This is a genomic window from Streptomyces sp. 17_S59, assembly GCF_056930295.1.
The window spans coordinates 1,870,481-1,885,435 of record NZ_JBXOWD010000001.1; the positions used below are offsets into that span (position 1 = coordinate 1,870,481).

The following is a 14,955-nucleotide window of genomic DNA, read 5'->3' on the forward strand; positions in this document are numbered from 1 at the left end:
GACAATCTCCACTTCCGCACCAGCGAAAGGCCCCCATGCCCGCCGACCCCACCGTCCTGCACCCCATGCCCGGCCAGTCCCGCGTGGTGCTGCTCAAGCCGCTCGTGACGTCGCCCCTCATCGAGGTCGGGGAGTTCTCCTACTACGACGACCCCGACGACCCGACCGCCTTCGAGACGCGCAACGTCCTCTACCACTACGGGCCCGAGCGGCTGGTCATCGGGAAGTTCTGTGCGCTGGGTACGGGGGTGCGGTTCATCATGAACGGCGCCAACCACCGTATGGACGGGCCCTCGACGTTCCCGTTCCCGATCATGGGTGGTTCCTGGGCCGAGCACTTCGACCTCATCACCGGGCTGCCCGGCCGCGGTGACACCGTCGTCGGGAACGACGTCTGGTTCGGCCACGGGGCCACCGTGATGCCCGGCGTCCGCATCGGGCACGGGGCCATCATCGCCTCCGGTGCCGTCGTGGTCGACGACGTTCCCGACTACGGCATCGTCGGGGGCAATCCGGCCCGGCTCATCCGCCACCGGTACAGCAGCGAGGACATCGATCGTCTGCTCGCCCTCGCCTGGTGGGACTGGCCTCTGGAGCACCTCAGTCGGCACATCCGGACGGTCATGTCGGGGAGTGTCGAGGAGCTGGAGGCCGTGGCTCCGGAGGCCCCGTAAGCCGGAAGGCATCCGGAAGGCATCCGGAAAGCATTTGGCCGGTGGCGGCGGTTCTGTGAAAGATGGGCCGCATGTCAGAGGCGGAGCACACGTACTTGGTGGAGCGGCACACGATCCTGTCGGTGGTCGTCGGATCGCGCGCGTTCGGGCTTTCCACGGCCGCCTCGGACGTCGACCGCCGCGGCGTATACGTCGCCCCCACCGCCGACTTCTGGCGCCTGGCCAAGCCGCCCACCCACGTGGAAGGCCCGCTGCCCGAGCAGTTCAGCTGGGAGGTGGAGCGGTTCTGCGAGCTTGCGCTCTCCGGCAACCCCAACATCCTCGAGGTCCTGCACAGCCCGCTCGTCGAACAGCGCTCCGCGCTCGGCGCCGAACTGCAGGACCTCGCCCCGGCGTTCCTCTCCCGCAGGGCGCACACCACGTTCGCGCGGTACGCCGGTTCCCAGTTCGCCAAGGCGGAGAGCCGCCGGGAGCACGAGGGCGAGCCGCGGTGGAAGCACATCATGCACATGCTCCGGCTGATGATCAGCGGTGCCGTGCTGCTGGAGACCGGCACCCTGCACATCGACGCCGGCCCCTACCGCGAACGCCTGCTGGCCGTACGCCGCGGCGAGCTGTCCTGGGACGAGGTCTGCGCCTGGCGTGACGAGCTGTCCGCGCGTCTGGACCGGGCACCGGCCACGAGCCCGCTTCCGGAACACCCCGACACCACCCGCGTGGAGAGCTGGCTGATCTCGGTCCGCCGTCGCTCCGTGCGCCCTATGCGCCCCATGCGCCCTTGAGCGGCCCTACTCCCCTTCCCGCCGCCCCGGCAGCCACCCCGCCTGCACCGCCAGCACCCCCGCCTCGAAGCGGCTGCGCGCCCCCAGGCGTTCCATCAGGCCCGTCGCTATCCGGCGCGCCGTGCGCTGGGAGACGCCCAGGCGCTTGGCGATGGCCTCGTCCGTCCTGCCCTCCGCCAGGAGCCTGACCGTCGCCGCCTCCTGTGCCGTCAGGCCCAGGGGGTCGCGCGACGGGGCCTCGCCCAGCGGCTGGGCGCCGGCCCAGACCGTGTCGAAGAGGGCGCACAGCGCGGTGAGCATGCCCTGGCCGGTCAGGACCAGCGCGCGGGCCGCCGAGTCCTCGCTGTTCACGGGGATGACCGCGGTCGTGCGGTCGACGATGATCATTCGGGTCGGGAGCGAGGGCACCGTCCGCACCCGGCCGCCCAGGTCCGTCAGCCACTGCGCGTACTCCACCGAGTGGGGGCTGTTGCGGACGCTGTCGAGGTAGATCGTGCGCATGCGGATGCCGCGGCCCAGCAGTTCGCGGTCCAGGGGGCGTGAGGCCTCCAGGTTGTCCTCGGTCTGGGCGCCGTCGGGGCTGAAGGACATCACCTCCGCGCGGACGTCGCGCGTGAGGCGGGTCAGCCGGTCCCTGATCGCGTCCAGGCCGACCAGCTGCTCCCCGCCGAAGCCCGCCGAGGCCGAGCGGTGGTCGGCGAACTCCGCGATGAGCTGGGCCGCGGCCACCCGCGACTCCTCCAGTCGCTTCTGCTGCGCGGCGAGTTGGGCCTGCTGACGGGACATCAGGAGATCGAGGCCGATGTCGGGCGAGACCGCGCGAGGCAGCCCGCCCAGCTCCGCCGAGGGGCGTACGAGCGACAACTCGCTCAGTACGTCCAGCCCTTGGCGCACGTCGGCCTCGGCCATTCCCAGGTACTCGGCCAGTGCCGCCACGCCCGCCCCCGGCATGGCCAGCAGGCCGCGGTAGACCTGCTCGGATCCGGCATCGAGCCCCAGAGTGTCCAGCACCTCAACCCCCGAAAAAAGAGATGTGTCTCCAAAACACCGAAGATCATTGCATGTATGTACGGCTATTTATAGCCCTATCCGGGCATTGCCGCTGGCCGCTTTGGGCCAAGACCGGAACCGCTCCGTTTCAATGCCTGACATGACGCGCCGCGCTTGGAACATTTGGCGCCATGTACCTCGTGCACGTCGCCCTGCGCGGGCCGAACAAAGCGACTCTTCCACCTGGAACCGGCGAATTGGTCCGCGCCCATTCACTTCCCCGGGAACGCGTCGAACACGTCGTGGTCCACTCCCGGGCCGAGCCACACCCCGTCCTGGGGGTGTGGCTTCTTGCCGATCGGCTGGAGCTTGCGGAACGCCATGCCGCCGACGCCTGCCGCCGCACCCTCCGGCAGCGCCCCGAGCTGGCGCAGTGGGAGCTGGCCGGGGCAGAGGTTCCGCTGCTGGATCTGTACGGGCCGCTCCAGCCCTCCGGGCTCCTGGACTGAACTGCCGGCCACCCCGCCCCCGTGGACCGATCCGGCCACGCCACCGGTCCCCTGGACCGATCCGGCCAGGGCCCCTTCGGGCCACCGGAAACCTCTTCCCACCCGCCTGACCTGCGACGAAGCTATTGCTCATCAGCACGGCACACCGGCTGAGAGCAAGACCGAAAGAACCGAAGGACCCGTACGAACGGACCGGCATCACCGCGGGATGCCACCGTCGCCACCGGGCTCGTCACCACTGAGCTTCCGCAGGAAAGGACCACCAGAGATGTTCTGCACCCGAATCGCCAAGGCCGCCGCGGTCGCCGCGCTCGCACTCGGGTCCGCCGTTGCCGTCCAGGCCGTCGCCGGGCCCACCGCTCCGGCGGCCGCCGTCCAGGCCAAGGCGCCGGCGCAGGGTCAGACGTCGACGGTGGCCAACCCCTCCATGGGCTGGCAGTCCATGGGCTGGCAGTAAGCAGCGGCGGGGCCGGTCCCCAGTCGACAGACCGGCCCTTCCGCCTCCTCAGCCGCCACCATCCACCGCCCCGTAATTCGGGCCCCTGACTTTCCCCGCGTATTCATCGCAATCCGGCTCGCGTCGAGCACTGGCACTGCCTCTTGATGCTGCCCCGGAGCAGCGGCGCCCTATGACGCGCCGCACGGCGCAGTAGTCGCAGCCATCCGCTGAGCCGCTTTCCCGAAGACCAAGCACGGCATCTCGGTCGGTCCGACCGATTCGCATGCCGCAAAACACTTCCTAACCGGAGAATTCCATGTCCAAGAGCCCCTCCCTGCGCAAGACCGCCATCGGCATCGCCCTGGTGGCCGCCATCACGGGCGGCACGGTCGCCTCCGCCACCGCCTCCTTCGCGGCCCCGGCGCCCAAGGCCCCGGCGAGCGCCGCGCAGCAGACGAACGGCGAATACGGCAGCAACGGCCAGGGCAAGATCACCCCGGCGCACCCCAGAGCGAAGGGCCTCCTCGCCTCCCCGGGCTTCAGCAAGATGGCCCCGAAGATATCCCGCTCCGAGACCATCAAGCGGGCCAAGACCTGGGTGGGCATCGGCCTCCAGTACAGCTGGGACGGCTCGCACGGGGGTTACCGCACCGACTGCTCCGGCTACGTCTCCATGGCCTGGAACCTGGACGACTCCCTCACCACCGACACCTTCGCCGACCGCGGTGTGACCGAGAAGATCAGCAAGAGCGAGCTGAAGGCGGGCGACGCCCTCCTCAAGGACGGCAGCGGTGCCAACGGCCACGTCGTCCTCTTCGAGAAGTGGTCCAACTCCGACCACTCGGCCTACATGGGCTACGAGTTCACGCCCAGCGGTGTGCACTACCGCGAGATCCCGTACCCCTACTACTCGGGCTACGGCACCTTCTTCCCCGTCCGCAACAAGTCCGTCGTGGACGACGGCCCGAACGACCCGGGCATGACGCAGCTGACGGCCGGTGACTTCAACGGCGACGGCAAGAAGGACGTCGTGGCCGTGAAGGTGGAGACGGGCGAGCTGTTCCTCTACCCGAACACCGGCAAGTCCGGCCTGGACATGCTCGGCGACCGCATCCTGATCGGGTCGGGCGGCTGGAACGGCATGAAGAACCTCACCGTCGGCGACTTCAACGGCGACGGCAAGGACGACATCATCGCCTCCAAGACGGAGACCGGCGAGCTGTTCCTCTACCCCGGCACCGGCAAGAACGGCCTCGCCGCCCTCGGCGACCGGATCCTCATCGGGACCGGCGGCTGGAACGGCATGAACAACCTCAGCGCGGGCGACTTCAACGGCGACGGCAAGACCGACCTGATCGCGTCCAAGAACGAGACGGGCGAGCTGTTCCTGTACCCGGGCACCGGCAAGAACGGCCCCGACGCCCTGGGCGACCGCGTCCTCATCGGGACCGGCGGCTGGAACGGCATGAACAAGGTCGTGGCCGGCGACTTCAACAAGGACGGCAAGCCCGACATCGTCGCCACCAAGACCGAGACCGGCGAGCTGTTCCTCTACCCGGGCACCGGCAAGTCCGGCATGGACACCCTGGGCGAGCGCACCCAGATCGGCACCGGCGGCTGGAACGGCATCTCCGACTACGCCGCAGCCGACTTCAACGGCGACGGCATCGCCGACCTCGCCGCCGTCGCCTCCGACCCGGGCGAGACCGGAAAGCTCTACCTCTACCCCGGCAACGGCAAGAAGCTCGGCGACCGCATCGAGATCGGCACCGGCGGCTGGTAACAGGCGGCCGGCAACAGCAGCCGAAGGCACGGCGCCTGACGACCAGGCGCCCCCTCGACAGGGGTGGGCCCGCCCCCACCGTGCACGGGCCCACCCCGCCCCTTCCTCACCCCTTGCCCCGATGCCCTCAGCCCAGGCCGGCCCGCGCCCGCCTGCCGGCGCTCTCCCTGGAGATTCCATGAGCCCCAAGCACATGCGCGGCCTGGCCGCCCTCGTGGCTGCCGCCGCCGTCGTCGCCGCCCCGGTCCAGTCCGCCACCGCGGCCTTCGCGGCCGGCCCGGCCGCCGGCCAGTCCGGCACCCCGGTCTCGTACCAGGGCATGTCCCTGAACGTCCCCGCGGGCTGGAACGTGGTGAACCTCGAGGACCACCCGGACACCTGTGTCCGCCTCGACCAGAAGACCCTCTACCTCGGCCACCCCGGCGCGAACCAGAACTGCCCCACCCACCTGGTCGGCCAGAAGACCGACGCGCTGGTCGTCGAGCCGGTGGCGGGGGCCGCCGCCCGTACGGACGTGCCGACGGTGACCGTCCCCGCGGGCAAGCAGGTGCCCGGCTCGCTGCCCACCGACGACGGGCGCGAGGTACGGGTGGCGTTCGAGGGCGCGGGCCTGCTGGCGACCGCCAGCTACGAGGGCTCCACCGCGACCGTCCAGAAGATCCTCTCCACCGCGAAGACGGGTGGCGCGGCGAAGCCCGCCGCCGCCCCCAAGTTCCGCCGCGCACCCCTCGCCGCCGCGGGCGCCGCCACGGTCACGCCCAGCACGGGCTTCACCGGCAAGGCGTTCGATGCCTGTGCCGCCCCGTCCAACTCCACGATGTCGGACTGGGCCGACTCCCCGTACCGCGGCGTCGGCATCTACATCGGCGGCCCGACGCGGGTGTGCGCCCAGCCCAACCTGAACGCCTCCTGGGTGCAGACCCAGGCCAAGGCCGGCTGGCACATGATGCCCATCTACGCGGGCACGCAGGCCGCGGGCATCTCGTCGGGCAACGCCGCGGGCCAGGGCCGCGCCGCCGCCGAGAAGGCCGTCGAGCTGGCGAAGGACCTGGGCTTCGCGCCGGGCACGGTGCTCTACGTCGACATGGAGAACTACGACCCGGACTACCGCTCCAACGTCCTCAACTACCTGTCCGGCTGGTCCGAGCGCGTGCGCCAGCTCGGCTTCCGCTCCGGCGTGTACGGCTCGGCGTCCAGCGGGATGAAGGACCTCGCGTCGGTCTACAACAACGACTCCTACCACCGCCCGGACGTGGTGTGGTCGGCCAACTGGAACGGCAAGGCCGACACCGACGACAGCTACATACCGTCCGGTTACTGGGCCAACCGTCAGCGCGTCCACCAGTACTCGGGCGACGTCAGCGAGTCGCACGGCGGCACCACGCTCGGCATCGACCGCAACTACGTCGACGTGGCCCCGTCCGTCACGGACCCGGGCATGACGGAGCTGACGGCCGGCGACTTCAACGGCGACGGCAAGAAGGACCTCGTCGCGGTCAAGGTCGACACCGGCGAGCTGTACCTCTACCCGGGCACCGGCAAGTCCGGCCTCGACACGCTCGGCGACCGCATCCTCATCGGATCCGGCGGCTGGAACGGCATGAAGAACCTCACCGTCGGCGACTTCAACGGCGACGGCAAGGACGACATCATCGCCTCCAAGACGGAGACCGGTGAACTCTTCCTCTACCCGGGCACCGGCAAGAACGGCCTGAACGCCCTGGACGACCGGATCCTCATCGGCACGGGCGGCTGGAACGGCATGAAGGGCCTGTTCGCGGGCGACTTCAACGGCGACGGCAAGACCGACCTCGGCGCGGTCAAGAGCGAGACCGGCGAGCTGTTCCTCTACCCCGGCACCGGCAAGAAGGGCCTCGACACCCTCGGCGACCGCGTCCTCATCGGGACCGGCGGCTGGAACGGCATGAACAAGCTGGTCGCGGGCGACTTCAACAAGGACGGCAAGGTCGACCTGGTGGCGGCGAAGACCGAGACCGGCGAGCTGTTCCTCTACCCCGGCACGGGCAAGTCCGGCATGGACACCCTGGGCGACCGCGTCCAGATCGGCACCGGCGGCTGGAACGGCATCTCCGACTACGCGGCCGCCGACTTCACGGGTGACGGCATCGCCGACCTCGCCGCCGTCGCCTCCGACCCGGGCGAGACCGGAAAGCTCTACCTCTACCCCGGCAACGGCAAGAAGCTCGGCGACCGCATCGAGATCGGCACCGGCGGCTGGTAACAGCCCCCGAAGGCGCGGCGCCTGACGACCGAGGCGCCCCCGGCCGGCCCTTCTCCCCTTCTTCTTCTCTCTCCTTCACTTCTCACCGAACAGGCTTCCCATGTCTTCCAAGACCCGCATCGGCAGGCGGCTCCTCCCCCTGGTGATCGCTCCCGTCGCAGCCCTCTCCCTCTTCGGCTCCGGCTCGTCGGCCTCCGCCGCCTCGGTCGCCACCTGGGACAAGGTCGCCGACTGCGAGAGCAGCGGCAACTGGCACATCAACACGGGCAACGGCTACTACGGCGGTGTCCAGTTCTCGCAGGACACCTGGCAGGCCTACGGCGGCAAGCAGTACGCGGCGCGCGCCGACCTGGCCACCAAGGAACAGCAGATACGCATCGCGGAGAAGGTGCTCAAGGGCCAGGGCCCGGGCGCCTGGCCGGAGTGCGGCCGCCAGGCCGGGCTGGGCAGCGACCACGCGGACCCGTTCCCGGACAAGCCCAAGCCCCCGAACGACCCGGGCATGACGCAGCTGGCGGCCGGTGACTTCAACGGCGACGGCAAGAAGGACCTCGTCGCGGTCAAGGTCGACACCGGGGAGCTGTTCCTCTACCCGGGCACCGGCAAGTCCGGCCTCGACATGCTCGGCGACCGCGTCCAGATCGGGTCGGGCGGCTGGAACGGCATGAAGAACCTCACCGTCGGCGACTTCAACGGCGACGGCAAGGACGACATCATCGCCTCCAAGGCCGAGACCGGCGAGCTGTTCCTCTACCCCGGCACCGGCAAGTCCGGCCTCGCCGCCCTCGGCGACCGGATCCTCATCGGCACCGGCGGCTGGAACGGCATGGACAACCTGAGCGCGGGCGACTTCAACGGCGACGGCAAGACCGACCTGATCGCCTCGAAGAAGGAGACCGGCGAGCTGTTCCTCTACCCCGGCACCGGAAAGAAGGGCCCGGACGCCCTGGGCGACCGCGTCCTGATCGGCACGGGCGGCTGGAACGGCATGAACAAGGTCGTGGCCGGCGACTTCAACAAGGACGGCAAGCCCGACATCGTCGCCACCAAGACCGAGACCGGCGAGCTGTTCCTCTACCCGGGCACCGGCAAGTCCGGCCTCGACACCCTCGGCGAGCGCACCCAGATCGGCACCGGCGGCTGGAACGGCATCAGCGACTACGCAGCCGCCGACTTCAACGGCGACGGCATCGCCGACCTCGCCGCCGTCGCCTCCGACCCGGGCCAGACCGGAAAGCTCTACCTCTACCCCGGCAACGGCAAGAAGCTCGGCGACCGCGTCGAGATCGGCACCGGCGGCTGGTAACAGGCGGCTGGTAACAGCAGCCGAAGGCACGGCAGGACAGCGCAGTGAAAGTGGTGCGGGGCACCCGGCTCGCCCGGGTGCCCCGCACCTTTTCGCTCTAGCCCGCGTCCGCCGTGCCGTCCGCCACACCGAGGCGGATCGCGGCGGCGGCCGTGTCGAGGGCCGCGGTCACGGCCTCGGGCGTGGACGCTGCGGCGATCACATGGCCGAGGCGGTCGTAGGCGCTGCGGGCCGGTGCCACCCGGCTGCCCGGCCGCCCGGTGACCTTCACCTGGGCGACGCCCTCGACGCCGGCCGCCTCGGCCTCGCCGTCCACCCGGGTCAGGACGCCCTCCCGGTCGGCCAGCAGGAACTGGATGCCCGCGAACTCCTTCCGGGTGGGCAGCAGCAGGGGCGGCAGGCCGACCGCCGCCCTCAGCTGCTGCTCCAGCAGGTCCGTCCCGGTGGCCAGCCGGACGAGTTCGGGGATCATGCCGCCGGCCAGCCGCGGGTTGATCTCGATGATCACCGGTCCGGCGGCGGTGAGCCTGACCTCGGTGTGGGTGGGGCCCAGCTCGACGCCGCAGGCCGTCAGGGCGGCGGCCACCGTGCGCTCGAGCGCGGCGGCGGAATCCGCCGGGAGGGGCGCCGGGAAGACGTGCCGGTGCTCCACGAAGTACGGGGAGCCGGTGACGTGCTTGGCGGTGATGCCGACGCACTCGGCCACGCCGTCGCGGCTGAACATCTCGACGCTGAACTCGGGGGCGTCGACGAACTCCTCGACCAGCACCGTGCGGGCGGTGGGCATGCCGCGGACGTTGGTGCGGATGCCGAGGACCAGCTCGGCATGGGCGCGGGCCTGCTCCGGCGAGGCGCACAGCAGCACGTTGCTGGAGGCCGAGTCGTCGGCGGGCTTGACCACGCAGGGCAGGCCCACCGCCGTGACGGCGTCCGGCACTTCGGCCGGGTCGCGCACCAGGGCGTACCGGGGCTGGGCCACCCCGGCCGCGGTGAGGGCCTCGCGCATCAGGGCCTTGTTGCGGCAGGTGGTCATGGCGTCGGCCGGGTTGCCGGGCAGGCCCAGCCACTCGGCGATGCCGGCGACGGCGGGCACGTAGAAGTCGCTGGTGGTGGTCACCCCGGCGATCTCCTCGCGGGTGAACCGGTCCTGGACGGCGGCCCGCAGCGCGTCGGCGTCGTTGGTGTCGCAGCGCAGGACCTCGCTGCCGGTCTCCGCGAGCCCGGCGTAGCGCTCGGGCGCGCCGGTCAGCAGCACGGGCCGCAGGCCCAGCGCGGCGGCCGACCGCAGGGCCATCATCCCGGTGCCGGTGGTGTTGGACTCGACGAACAGCAGGTGCCGTTCGCCCTCCACGTCCTTGACCACGGCGCGGGACCAGGCCCGGACCGGGGTCCCGTAGTCGACCGCCTCCGGCGACCGGGACGACTCCAGGGCGTCGAGGCCCTGCTCCCGCCAGTACTCGGGGCTGTGCACGGTGTCGGCGTAGCGGTCGCCCCGGTCGGGGAAGATGCAGACGATCCTGGCGCCGGGCCGGGCGCGGGCGGCGACGTCGCCGGTCACGCGGTAGACCGATCCGGAGGTGTTGCCCGCGAAGATCTGCTGTTCGAGGGCGAGGGCCGCGGCCGCTTCGAAGGCCTCGCGGTCGTTGAGCCAGTGCACCTCGTCGACGACCCGGCGGTCGAGGTTCTTGGGGTGCAGGCTGTTGCCGAGCCCGCTCTGCAGCCGCCGGGGCTCGTCGGGCTGCCCGAACAGGGCGCTGCCCACGCAGTCGACGCCGACGACCCACAGGCCCGGCTGCGTGCGCCGCAGCGCCCGCGCCGTGCCGCACAGCGAGCCGCCGGAGCCGACCGCCCCCACCAGGATGTCGATCCGGTCGAGGTCCTCGCAGAGTTCACCGGCCAGCTGCCGGTAGGCGCCGGGGTTGTCCGGGTTGCTGTACTGCTGGGGCCAGAAGGCGCCGGGCAGTTCGCGCATCAGCGCGGCCAGCCGCTCCAGCCGGGCGCCCTGCCAGCCCTGGTCCGACATCTCGGTCACCACGTGCAGGGTGCAGCCCAGTGAGCGCAGCTTGGCGCGGGTGACCCGGTCGATCCTGGGGTCGGTGACGATGTGCACGTCGTGGCCGAGCGCCCGGCCGACCAGGGCCACGCCCAGCGCCATCGTGCCGGAGGAGCTTTCCACGATCGGGGCGCCGGGGCGGAGCACCCCGCGCTGCCGGGCGCTGAGGACGATGTGCCGGGCGACCCGGTCCTTCATCGCGAACGGGTTGGCCAGCTCCAGCTTGGCGTACACCTCGACGCCGGGCGGGGCGTCGAGGCGCAGCCGGACGAGCGGGGTCCGCCCGATCACCTCATGCATGCTGTCGTGGATCACGGCTCTCCTCCCCCGTCGGCCACGGCGGACCACGCGCTGCCCTCGCCGAGCGAGCGGAACACGGACACCGTGCCCGGCAGCGGTGCGCACGCCGTGCGCAGATGCTTCGTCTTGTCGGCCAGCTCCGGGTCGTCGGCGGCGAACGCGACGCCGAGCATGGTGCCGCTGTGGGCGAGCACCAGGCCGATTCCGTCCAGGTCGCGGCAGGCGCGGCGCAGCACTTCCAGGTCGCCGCGGGCCCGTACCCGGGAGTTCAGTTCGGCGCTGCGGGTGCTGACGCGGCCGACCGCGGGGAGGTCGCCCGTGGCGACGGCCTCCTGCAGTTCGGTCAGCAGCCGGGCGTACTCGGCCCGTTCCGGGGCGCGGAACGGGAGCGGGATCCGGTTGTGGCGGACGGTGTCCACCTGTCCGCCCTCGTCGTGGGCCACGACGGCCAGGGCCGGGAGCCGGCCCAGGCGCTCGCGCAGCCGCACCTCCCGCTGGTCGAAGGCGACGATCTCGTCGTACATCACGCCGTCGGAGGGCTCGATGCGGCGCAGGAACGCCTCGATCTCGGCGGGTCCGAAGCGGACGCCGAGGGCCGCGCCCACCGCCCGCACGGTGGCCACGAGGTCGGCGGAGGAGCTGGCCAGGCCCTTGCCCTCGGGGAGGTCGCTCTCCAGCTCAAGCAGTCCGCCGCCGCGGTGGCCGAGGGCGTCCAGCACCAGCCGGGCGGCGGTCCGGGACTTGCGCTTGCCCTCCGGCCGGGCCAGGACGTCCTGCGCGGCGGGCCCGTCCGTGGCGTCCCACAGCCGGAACCTGGCCCGGGCCCAGGTGTCGATGGGGAAGGTGACCAGGAAGTGCCCGCCGTCGGGCAGCACGCCCTGGAGGAGTTCGCCGAAGGTGCCGAAGGCCGTGCCGGTGCCGGTGGCTCCCGCCGCGTCGCCGGGCTCCGCGAGGCCGGGTCCGCCGAGCCGGCCCGCCGTGCCCGGGGAGCGGGTCACCGGCCTGTCCCGAGCAGGGCGTCGGTCTCCGCGAGGCCGTCGCCGACGAAGGTACTGCGCCGGGTCCACTCGGCGCGCAACCGCTCGTACTCGGCGGTCTGTTCGCGGAGCACGGCGGCGGTGGCGTCCGGGTGCGCCGAGCCGGCCGACGCCAGGCGGCGCAGGCCCGCGTCGACGTCCGTCACGGCCCGCAGCGCCGCGGCCGGGTCGGCCAGCGCGAAGCCGCGCTCGGCCGCGACGCGCCGCAGCAGCTCCGGGTCGGGCCGGTCCGGGGAGAGGCCCGCCGCCATCGCCGCGACGATGTACGCTCCCGCGACGACCTGGGCGCGGCGCCAGGGCACTCCCTCGCCGAGGGTGAGCGCGTTGGCCAGGCCGAAGCCGCCGAGGTACTCGCGCTCGCAGGCGGCCCGCATCCGGTCCGCCCGGAAGGTCAGCCGCTCGACGACCTCGGTGAACAGCCGCAGCACGCTGCGCAGCGTGCCGAAGGCAGTGGCCAGGTTGGCCCCGGCCTCCTTCCCCACCTCGACCAGGTTGGTGTACGGGGTGTTCCGCTGGCCCAGCACCGCATCGAGGTGATAGGTCGTCAGATGTGCGGTGCGGCCCCGGATCCGCTCCAGGACCGGGAAGTTCTTCTTCTGCGGCATCGCGGAGGAGATGCCGCACAGCTCGTCCGGCAGGTCGATGAAGCCGAGGTCGCTGCTCCCCCACGTCAGCAGGTCGGTGGTGAAGCGGCTCAGGGCGACGCCGAGCAGGCCCAGCTCGGCGGTCACCTCGGCCACCCAGGCGCGCGAGGCGACCGCGGTCAGCGCGACGGGCTGGGCGCGCCGGAAGCCCAGCAGCCGGGCCATCCGGTCGCGGTCCCAGGGGAGTTCCTGGCCTGCCATCGCGCCGGAGCCGAGCGGGCAGGCGTCGAGGCCGTCGTAGGTCGCCAGCAGCCGGCGCAGGGTGTGCAGGATCTGCTCGGAGACCGCGGCCAGGTAGTAGCCGGGGGTGATGATCTGGGCGGCCTGGAAGTGGGTGTGGCCGGGCATCGGCAGCTCCCGGCCGGAGCCGGCCAGGCGGTGCACGGCCGTGCCGAAGTCCAGCAGCCGACCGGCGGCCGCGGCCAGCTCGTGGCGGCCGTACATCAGCTGGGCGCAGGACTGGAGGTCGTTGCGGCTGCGGTCGACGTGCCAGGCCGGGACCGGCTCCGGCAGCCGCTGCTCGACGTGCCGCTCCAGCGCGAAGGTGATGTCGGACATGTTGGCCGCCGGGTCCGCGACGAGCGCGGCGGCGTCCGCGGTGTGCAGGGCCTGTCCGAGCAGGCGGGCCTGCTCCTCGCCGAGCACGCCCAGCCGCGCGTACTCGAGGGCCAGCACCTTCTCGATCGCGACGTACCAGGGCAGCAGGTGCGTCACCTCGTACCGGAAGTGGGGGCCCAGCACCTCCTCGTGCCACAGTTCGCTGGGGCTGCCGGTGACCCGGCCGCTGAGGGGTGCGGGGGCGGCTGACGGTCCGGTGGCTCCGTTGGTGCTCGGCGTGCTCATTTCACGTCCTCCGCAAGGGTCCTGGCCCGCTCGACGAGCATCGCCATCCGTTCGGTGTCCGGGTCGTCGCCGCCGAAGACGACGCAGAGCATGGTCACGCCGTCCAGGCGCAGCACCGCGTCCACGGCCCGGTCCAGGACGGGCTCCGGGGCGTGGCGGCGGTAGCCGGCCAGCAGCGCCTCGGTGTCCAGCCCGTTCTCCGGCAGCGCGGCGTTCTCCTTGACGCGGGCCAGCTCCAGGGCCGGGTGCCCGATCATCGAGCAGCCCCAGTCGAACAGGCCGGTGACCTCGCCGTCCGAGGCGGCCATGTTGCAGGCGCGGACGTCGAGGTGGAGCAGCCGGGGGTGGCCGGCCAGCGGGGCCAGCAGCGGGACGAGCCGGTCGAGCGGGGGCAGCGGCGGCAGGCCGGGGACCTGCTCGGCGAGCCAGGCCCAGCGCAGGGAGACCCGCCGGGCGATGTTCACGTCGATGGGCCAGCCGTCGTGGTCCAGCGGGCGGATCCCGGGCGGCGGCGGTTCGTTGTGCAGCCGGGCCAGCAGCTCGCCGATCCGGTCGGAGGCGGGGGCGGAGCCCGCGCCGGGCAGGAAGCGGGAGGCCAGCACGGGCGCCGTGGGGGTCTCCACCAGGGCGAGCGGCTCGGCGACCGGCAGCCCCCGCGGGTGGAGGTGCGCCGCGATCAGCCGCTCCTGCTCCAGCGCCTGCCGGGCGGTGAAGGGGTCCCGGGCGGTGTAGTGGATCACGGGTTGCCGGGGCACCCGGAGGGCGACGTCCCCCAGCTCCCTGCCGTGGGCCCGGAAGACCGCGAACTCCAGGCCCGTGCCGGCCGGGACGGGCGTGCCGAGACCCAGTCGGCGGGCCGCCCGGTCGGCGATCTCCCCGACCTCCGCCTGCTGCCGTGCCGCGTCCCGCCGGGCCGCGGCGTCCCAGCGCCCGAAGGTGGGGCGGACGCGGCCGATGGCGTCCGGCTCCAGCACCCCCGGGTCCTCGGCGCAGGCGCCGACCAGCCACGGAATCGATTCCTCCGGTGTGCCGGGCAGGCTGCCGTCGGCGCCCAGGGCGCGCCGGGCGCCCTCCGGGTCGAGGCTCGCCGCGGGCCCGGCCACGATCACGGGCGCGCCCGGGCAGCCGGCCCGCGCCTCGGCGACCCGGCGCGCCACGAGGCCGTGCTCCTGCCCGGAGGGCAGCACGAACACCAGCCGGGGCACGGGTCCCGGCGGCGCGTCGGCGCCGGGGCCCGCGAGGGTGACCGTGTGGCCCGCGCGGGTGAGGCGGTCCGCCACCTGTGCGGTCGTGGTCTCCCGCGGGCCGGTGGCGCCGGGAGCGGGCGGGAGGTCGAGCAGACGGATATGCAAG

The 14,955-nt window shown here is 72.3% G+C and carries 12 protein-coding genes; 6 read left to right on the forward strand and 6 right to left on the reverse strand.

The window, feature by feature from the left end:
• Positions 1-35: 35 nt before the first annotated feature.
• Both AC1Z4A_RS08175 and AC1Z4A_RS08180 read left to right on the forward strand, forming a co-directional pair.
• On the forward strand, positions 36-674 hold the full coding sequence (locus AC1Z4A_RS08175; RefSeq protein WP_483677194.1) for a CatB-related O-acetyltransferase: 639 nt from the start codon (positions 36-38) through the stop codon (positions 672-674).
• Positions 675-745: 71 nt separating this feature from the next.
• Positions 746-1,456, forward strand: coding sequence for a nucleotidyltransferase domain-containing protein (locus tag AC1Z4A_RS08180; RefSeq protein ID WP_483677195.1), 711 nt, complete (start codon positions 746-748; stop codon positions 1,454-1,456).
• Positions 1,457-1,462: 6 nt separating this feature from the next.
• Here the strand turns inward: AC1Z4A_RS08180 and AC1Z4A_RS08185 are convergent, their stop codons facing one another.
• Entirely contained in the window at positions 1,463-2,467 is a 1,005-nt protein-coding gene (locus AC1Z4A_RS08185; RefSeq protein ID WP_483677196.1) for a LuxR C-terminal-related transcriptional regulator, read from the reverse strand.
• A 251-nt stretch (positions 2,468-2,718) separates the two neighbouring features.
• Complete coding sequence (locus AC1Z4A_RS08190; protein ID WP_483677197.1) at positions 2,719-2,967, reverse strand: hypothetical protein; 249 nt, start codon at positions 2,965-2,967, stop codon at positions 2,719-2,721.
• 256 nt (positions 2,968-3,223) lie between these two features.
• Here AC1Z4A_RS08190 and AC1Z4A_RS08195 point away from each other — a divergent pair, with 256 nt between their 5' ends.
• The 4 genes from AC1Z4A_RS08195 to AC1Z4A_RS08210 all read left to right on the forward strand — a co-directional run bounded on the left by AC1Z4A_RS08195 (position 3,224) and on the right by AC1Z4A_RS08210 (position 8,725).
• Positions 3,224-3,412: a hypothetical protein gene (locus tag AC1Z4A_RS08195; protein WP_483677198.1), complete on the forward strand. Its 189-nt coding sequence runs from the start codon at positions 3,224-3,226 to the stop codon at positions 3,410-3,412.
• A gap of 298 nt (positions 3,413-3,710) precedes the next feature.
• Positions 3,711-5,177, forward strand: coding sequence for a C40 family peptidase (locus AC1Z4A_RS08200; protein WP_483677199.1), 1,467 nt, complete (start codon positions 3,711-3,713; stop codon positions 5,175-5,177).
• A 178-nt stretch (positions 5,178-5,355) separates the two neighbouring features.
• Positions 5,356-7,419 (forward strand): glycoside hydrolase domain-containing protein, encoded by a 2,064-nt coding sequence (locus AC1Z4A_RS08205; RefSeq protein WP_483677200.1) that lies wholly within the window; start codon positions 5,356-5,358, stop codon positions 7,417-7,419.
• A 100-nt stretch (positions 7,420-7,519) separates the two neighbouring features.
• Complete coding sequence (locus AC1Z4A_RS08210; RefSeq protein ID WP_483677201.1) at positions 7,520-8,725, forward strand: FG-GAP-like repeat-containing protein; 1,206 nt, start codon at positions 7,520-7,522, stop codon at positions 8,723-8,725.
• 97 nt (positions 8,726-8,822) lie between these two features.
• On the opposite strand, the gene AC1Z4A_RS08215 is transcribed toward AC1Z4A_RS08210, so the two are convergent.
• Genes AC1Z4A_RS08215 through AC1Z4A_RS08230 form a run of 4 tightly spaced genes read right to left on the reverse strand, consistent with a single transcriptional unit; the run spans position 8,823 to position 14,954 of the window.
• Positions 8,823-11,093: a pyridoxal-phosphate dependent enzyme gene (locus AC1Z4A_RS08215; RefSeq protein ID WP_483677202.1), complete on the reverse strand. Its 2,271-nt coding sequence runs from the start codon at positions 11,091-11,093 to the stop codon at positions 8,823-8,825.
• Positions 11,090-12,076 carry a GHMP family kinase ATP-binding protein gene (locus tag AC1Z4A_RS08220; RefSeq protein ID WP_483677203.1) on the reverse strand — a complete coding sequence of 329 codons (987 nt, stop codon included), beginning with the start codon at positions 12,074-12,076 and terminating at the stop codon, positions 11,090-11,092. The genes AC1Z4A_RS08215 and AC1Z4A_RS08220 overlap by 4 nt, the downstream gene beginning before the upstream one ends.
• On the reverse strand, positions 12,073-13,602 hold the full coding sequence (locus AC1Z4A_RS08225; protein WP_483677204.1) for a lyase family protein: 1,530 nt from the start codon (positions 13,600-13,602) through the stop codon (positions 12,073-12,075). The genes AC1Z4A_RS08220 and AC1Z4A_RS08225 overlap by 4 nt, the downstream gene beginning before the upstream one ends.
• Positions 13,599-14,954 (reverse strand): phosphotransferase family protein, encoded by a 1,356-nt coding sequence (locus AC1Z4A_RS08230; RefSeq protein WP_483677205.1) that lies wholly within the window; start codon positions 14,952-14,954, stop codon positions 13,599-13,601. The genes AC1Z4A_RS08225 and AC1Z4A_RS08230 overlap by 4 nt, the downstream gene beginning before the upstream one ends.
• Between the last annotated feature and the right edge of the window lies 1 nt (position 14,955).

Excerpts from the sequence above, each read along its gene's own strand:
- AC1Z4A_RS08175 (WP_483677194.1), top strand. The coding sequence starts at position 36 with ATGCCCGCCGACCCCACCGTCCTGCACCCCATGCCCGGCCAGTCCCGC.
- AC1Z4A_RS08180 (WP_483677195.1), top strand. The coding sequence starts at position 746 with ATGTCAGAGGCGGAGCACACGTACTTGGTGGAGCGGCACACGATCCTG.
- AC1Z4A_RS08195 (WP_483677198.1), top strand. The coding sequence starts at position 3,224 with ATGTTCTGCACCCGAATCGCCAAGGCCGCCGCGGTCGCCGCGCTCGCA.
- AC1Z4A_RS08200 (WP_483677199.1), top strand. The coding sequence starts at position 3,711 with ATGTCCAAGAGCCCCTCCCTGCGCAAGACCGCCATCGGCATCGCCCTG.
- AC1Z4A_RS08205 (WP_483677200.1), top strand. The coding sequence starts at position 5,356 with ATGAGCCCCAAGCACATGCGCGGCCTGGCCGCCCTCGTGGCTGCCGCC.
- AC1Z4A_RS08210 (WP_483677201.1), top strand. The coding sequence starts at position 7,520 with ATGTCTTCCAAGACCCGCATCGGCAGGCGGCTCCTCCCCCTGGTGATC.
- AC1Z4A_RS08225 (WP_483677204.1), bottom strand. The coding sequence starts at position 13,602 with ATGAGCACGCCGAGCACCAACGGAGCCACCGGACCGTCAGCCGCCCCC.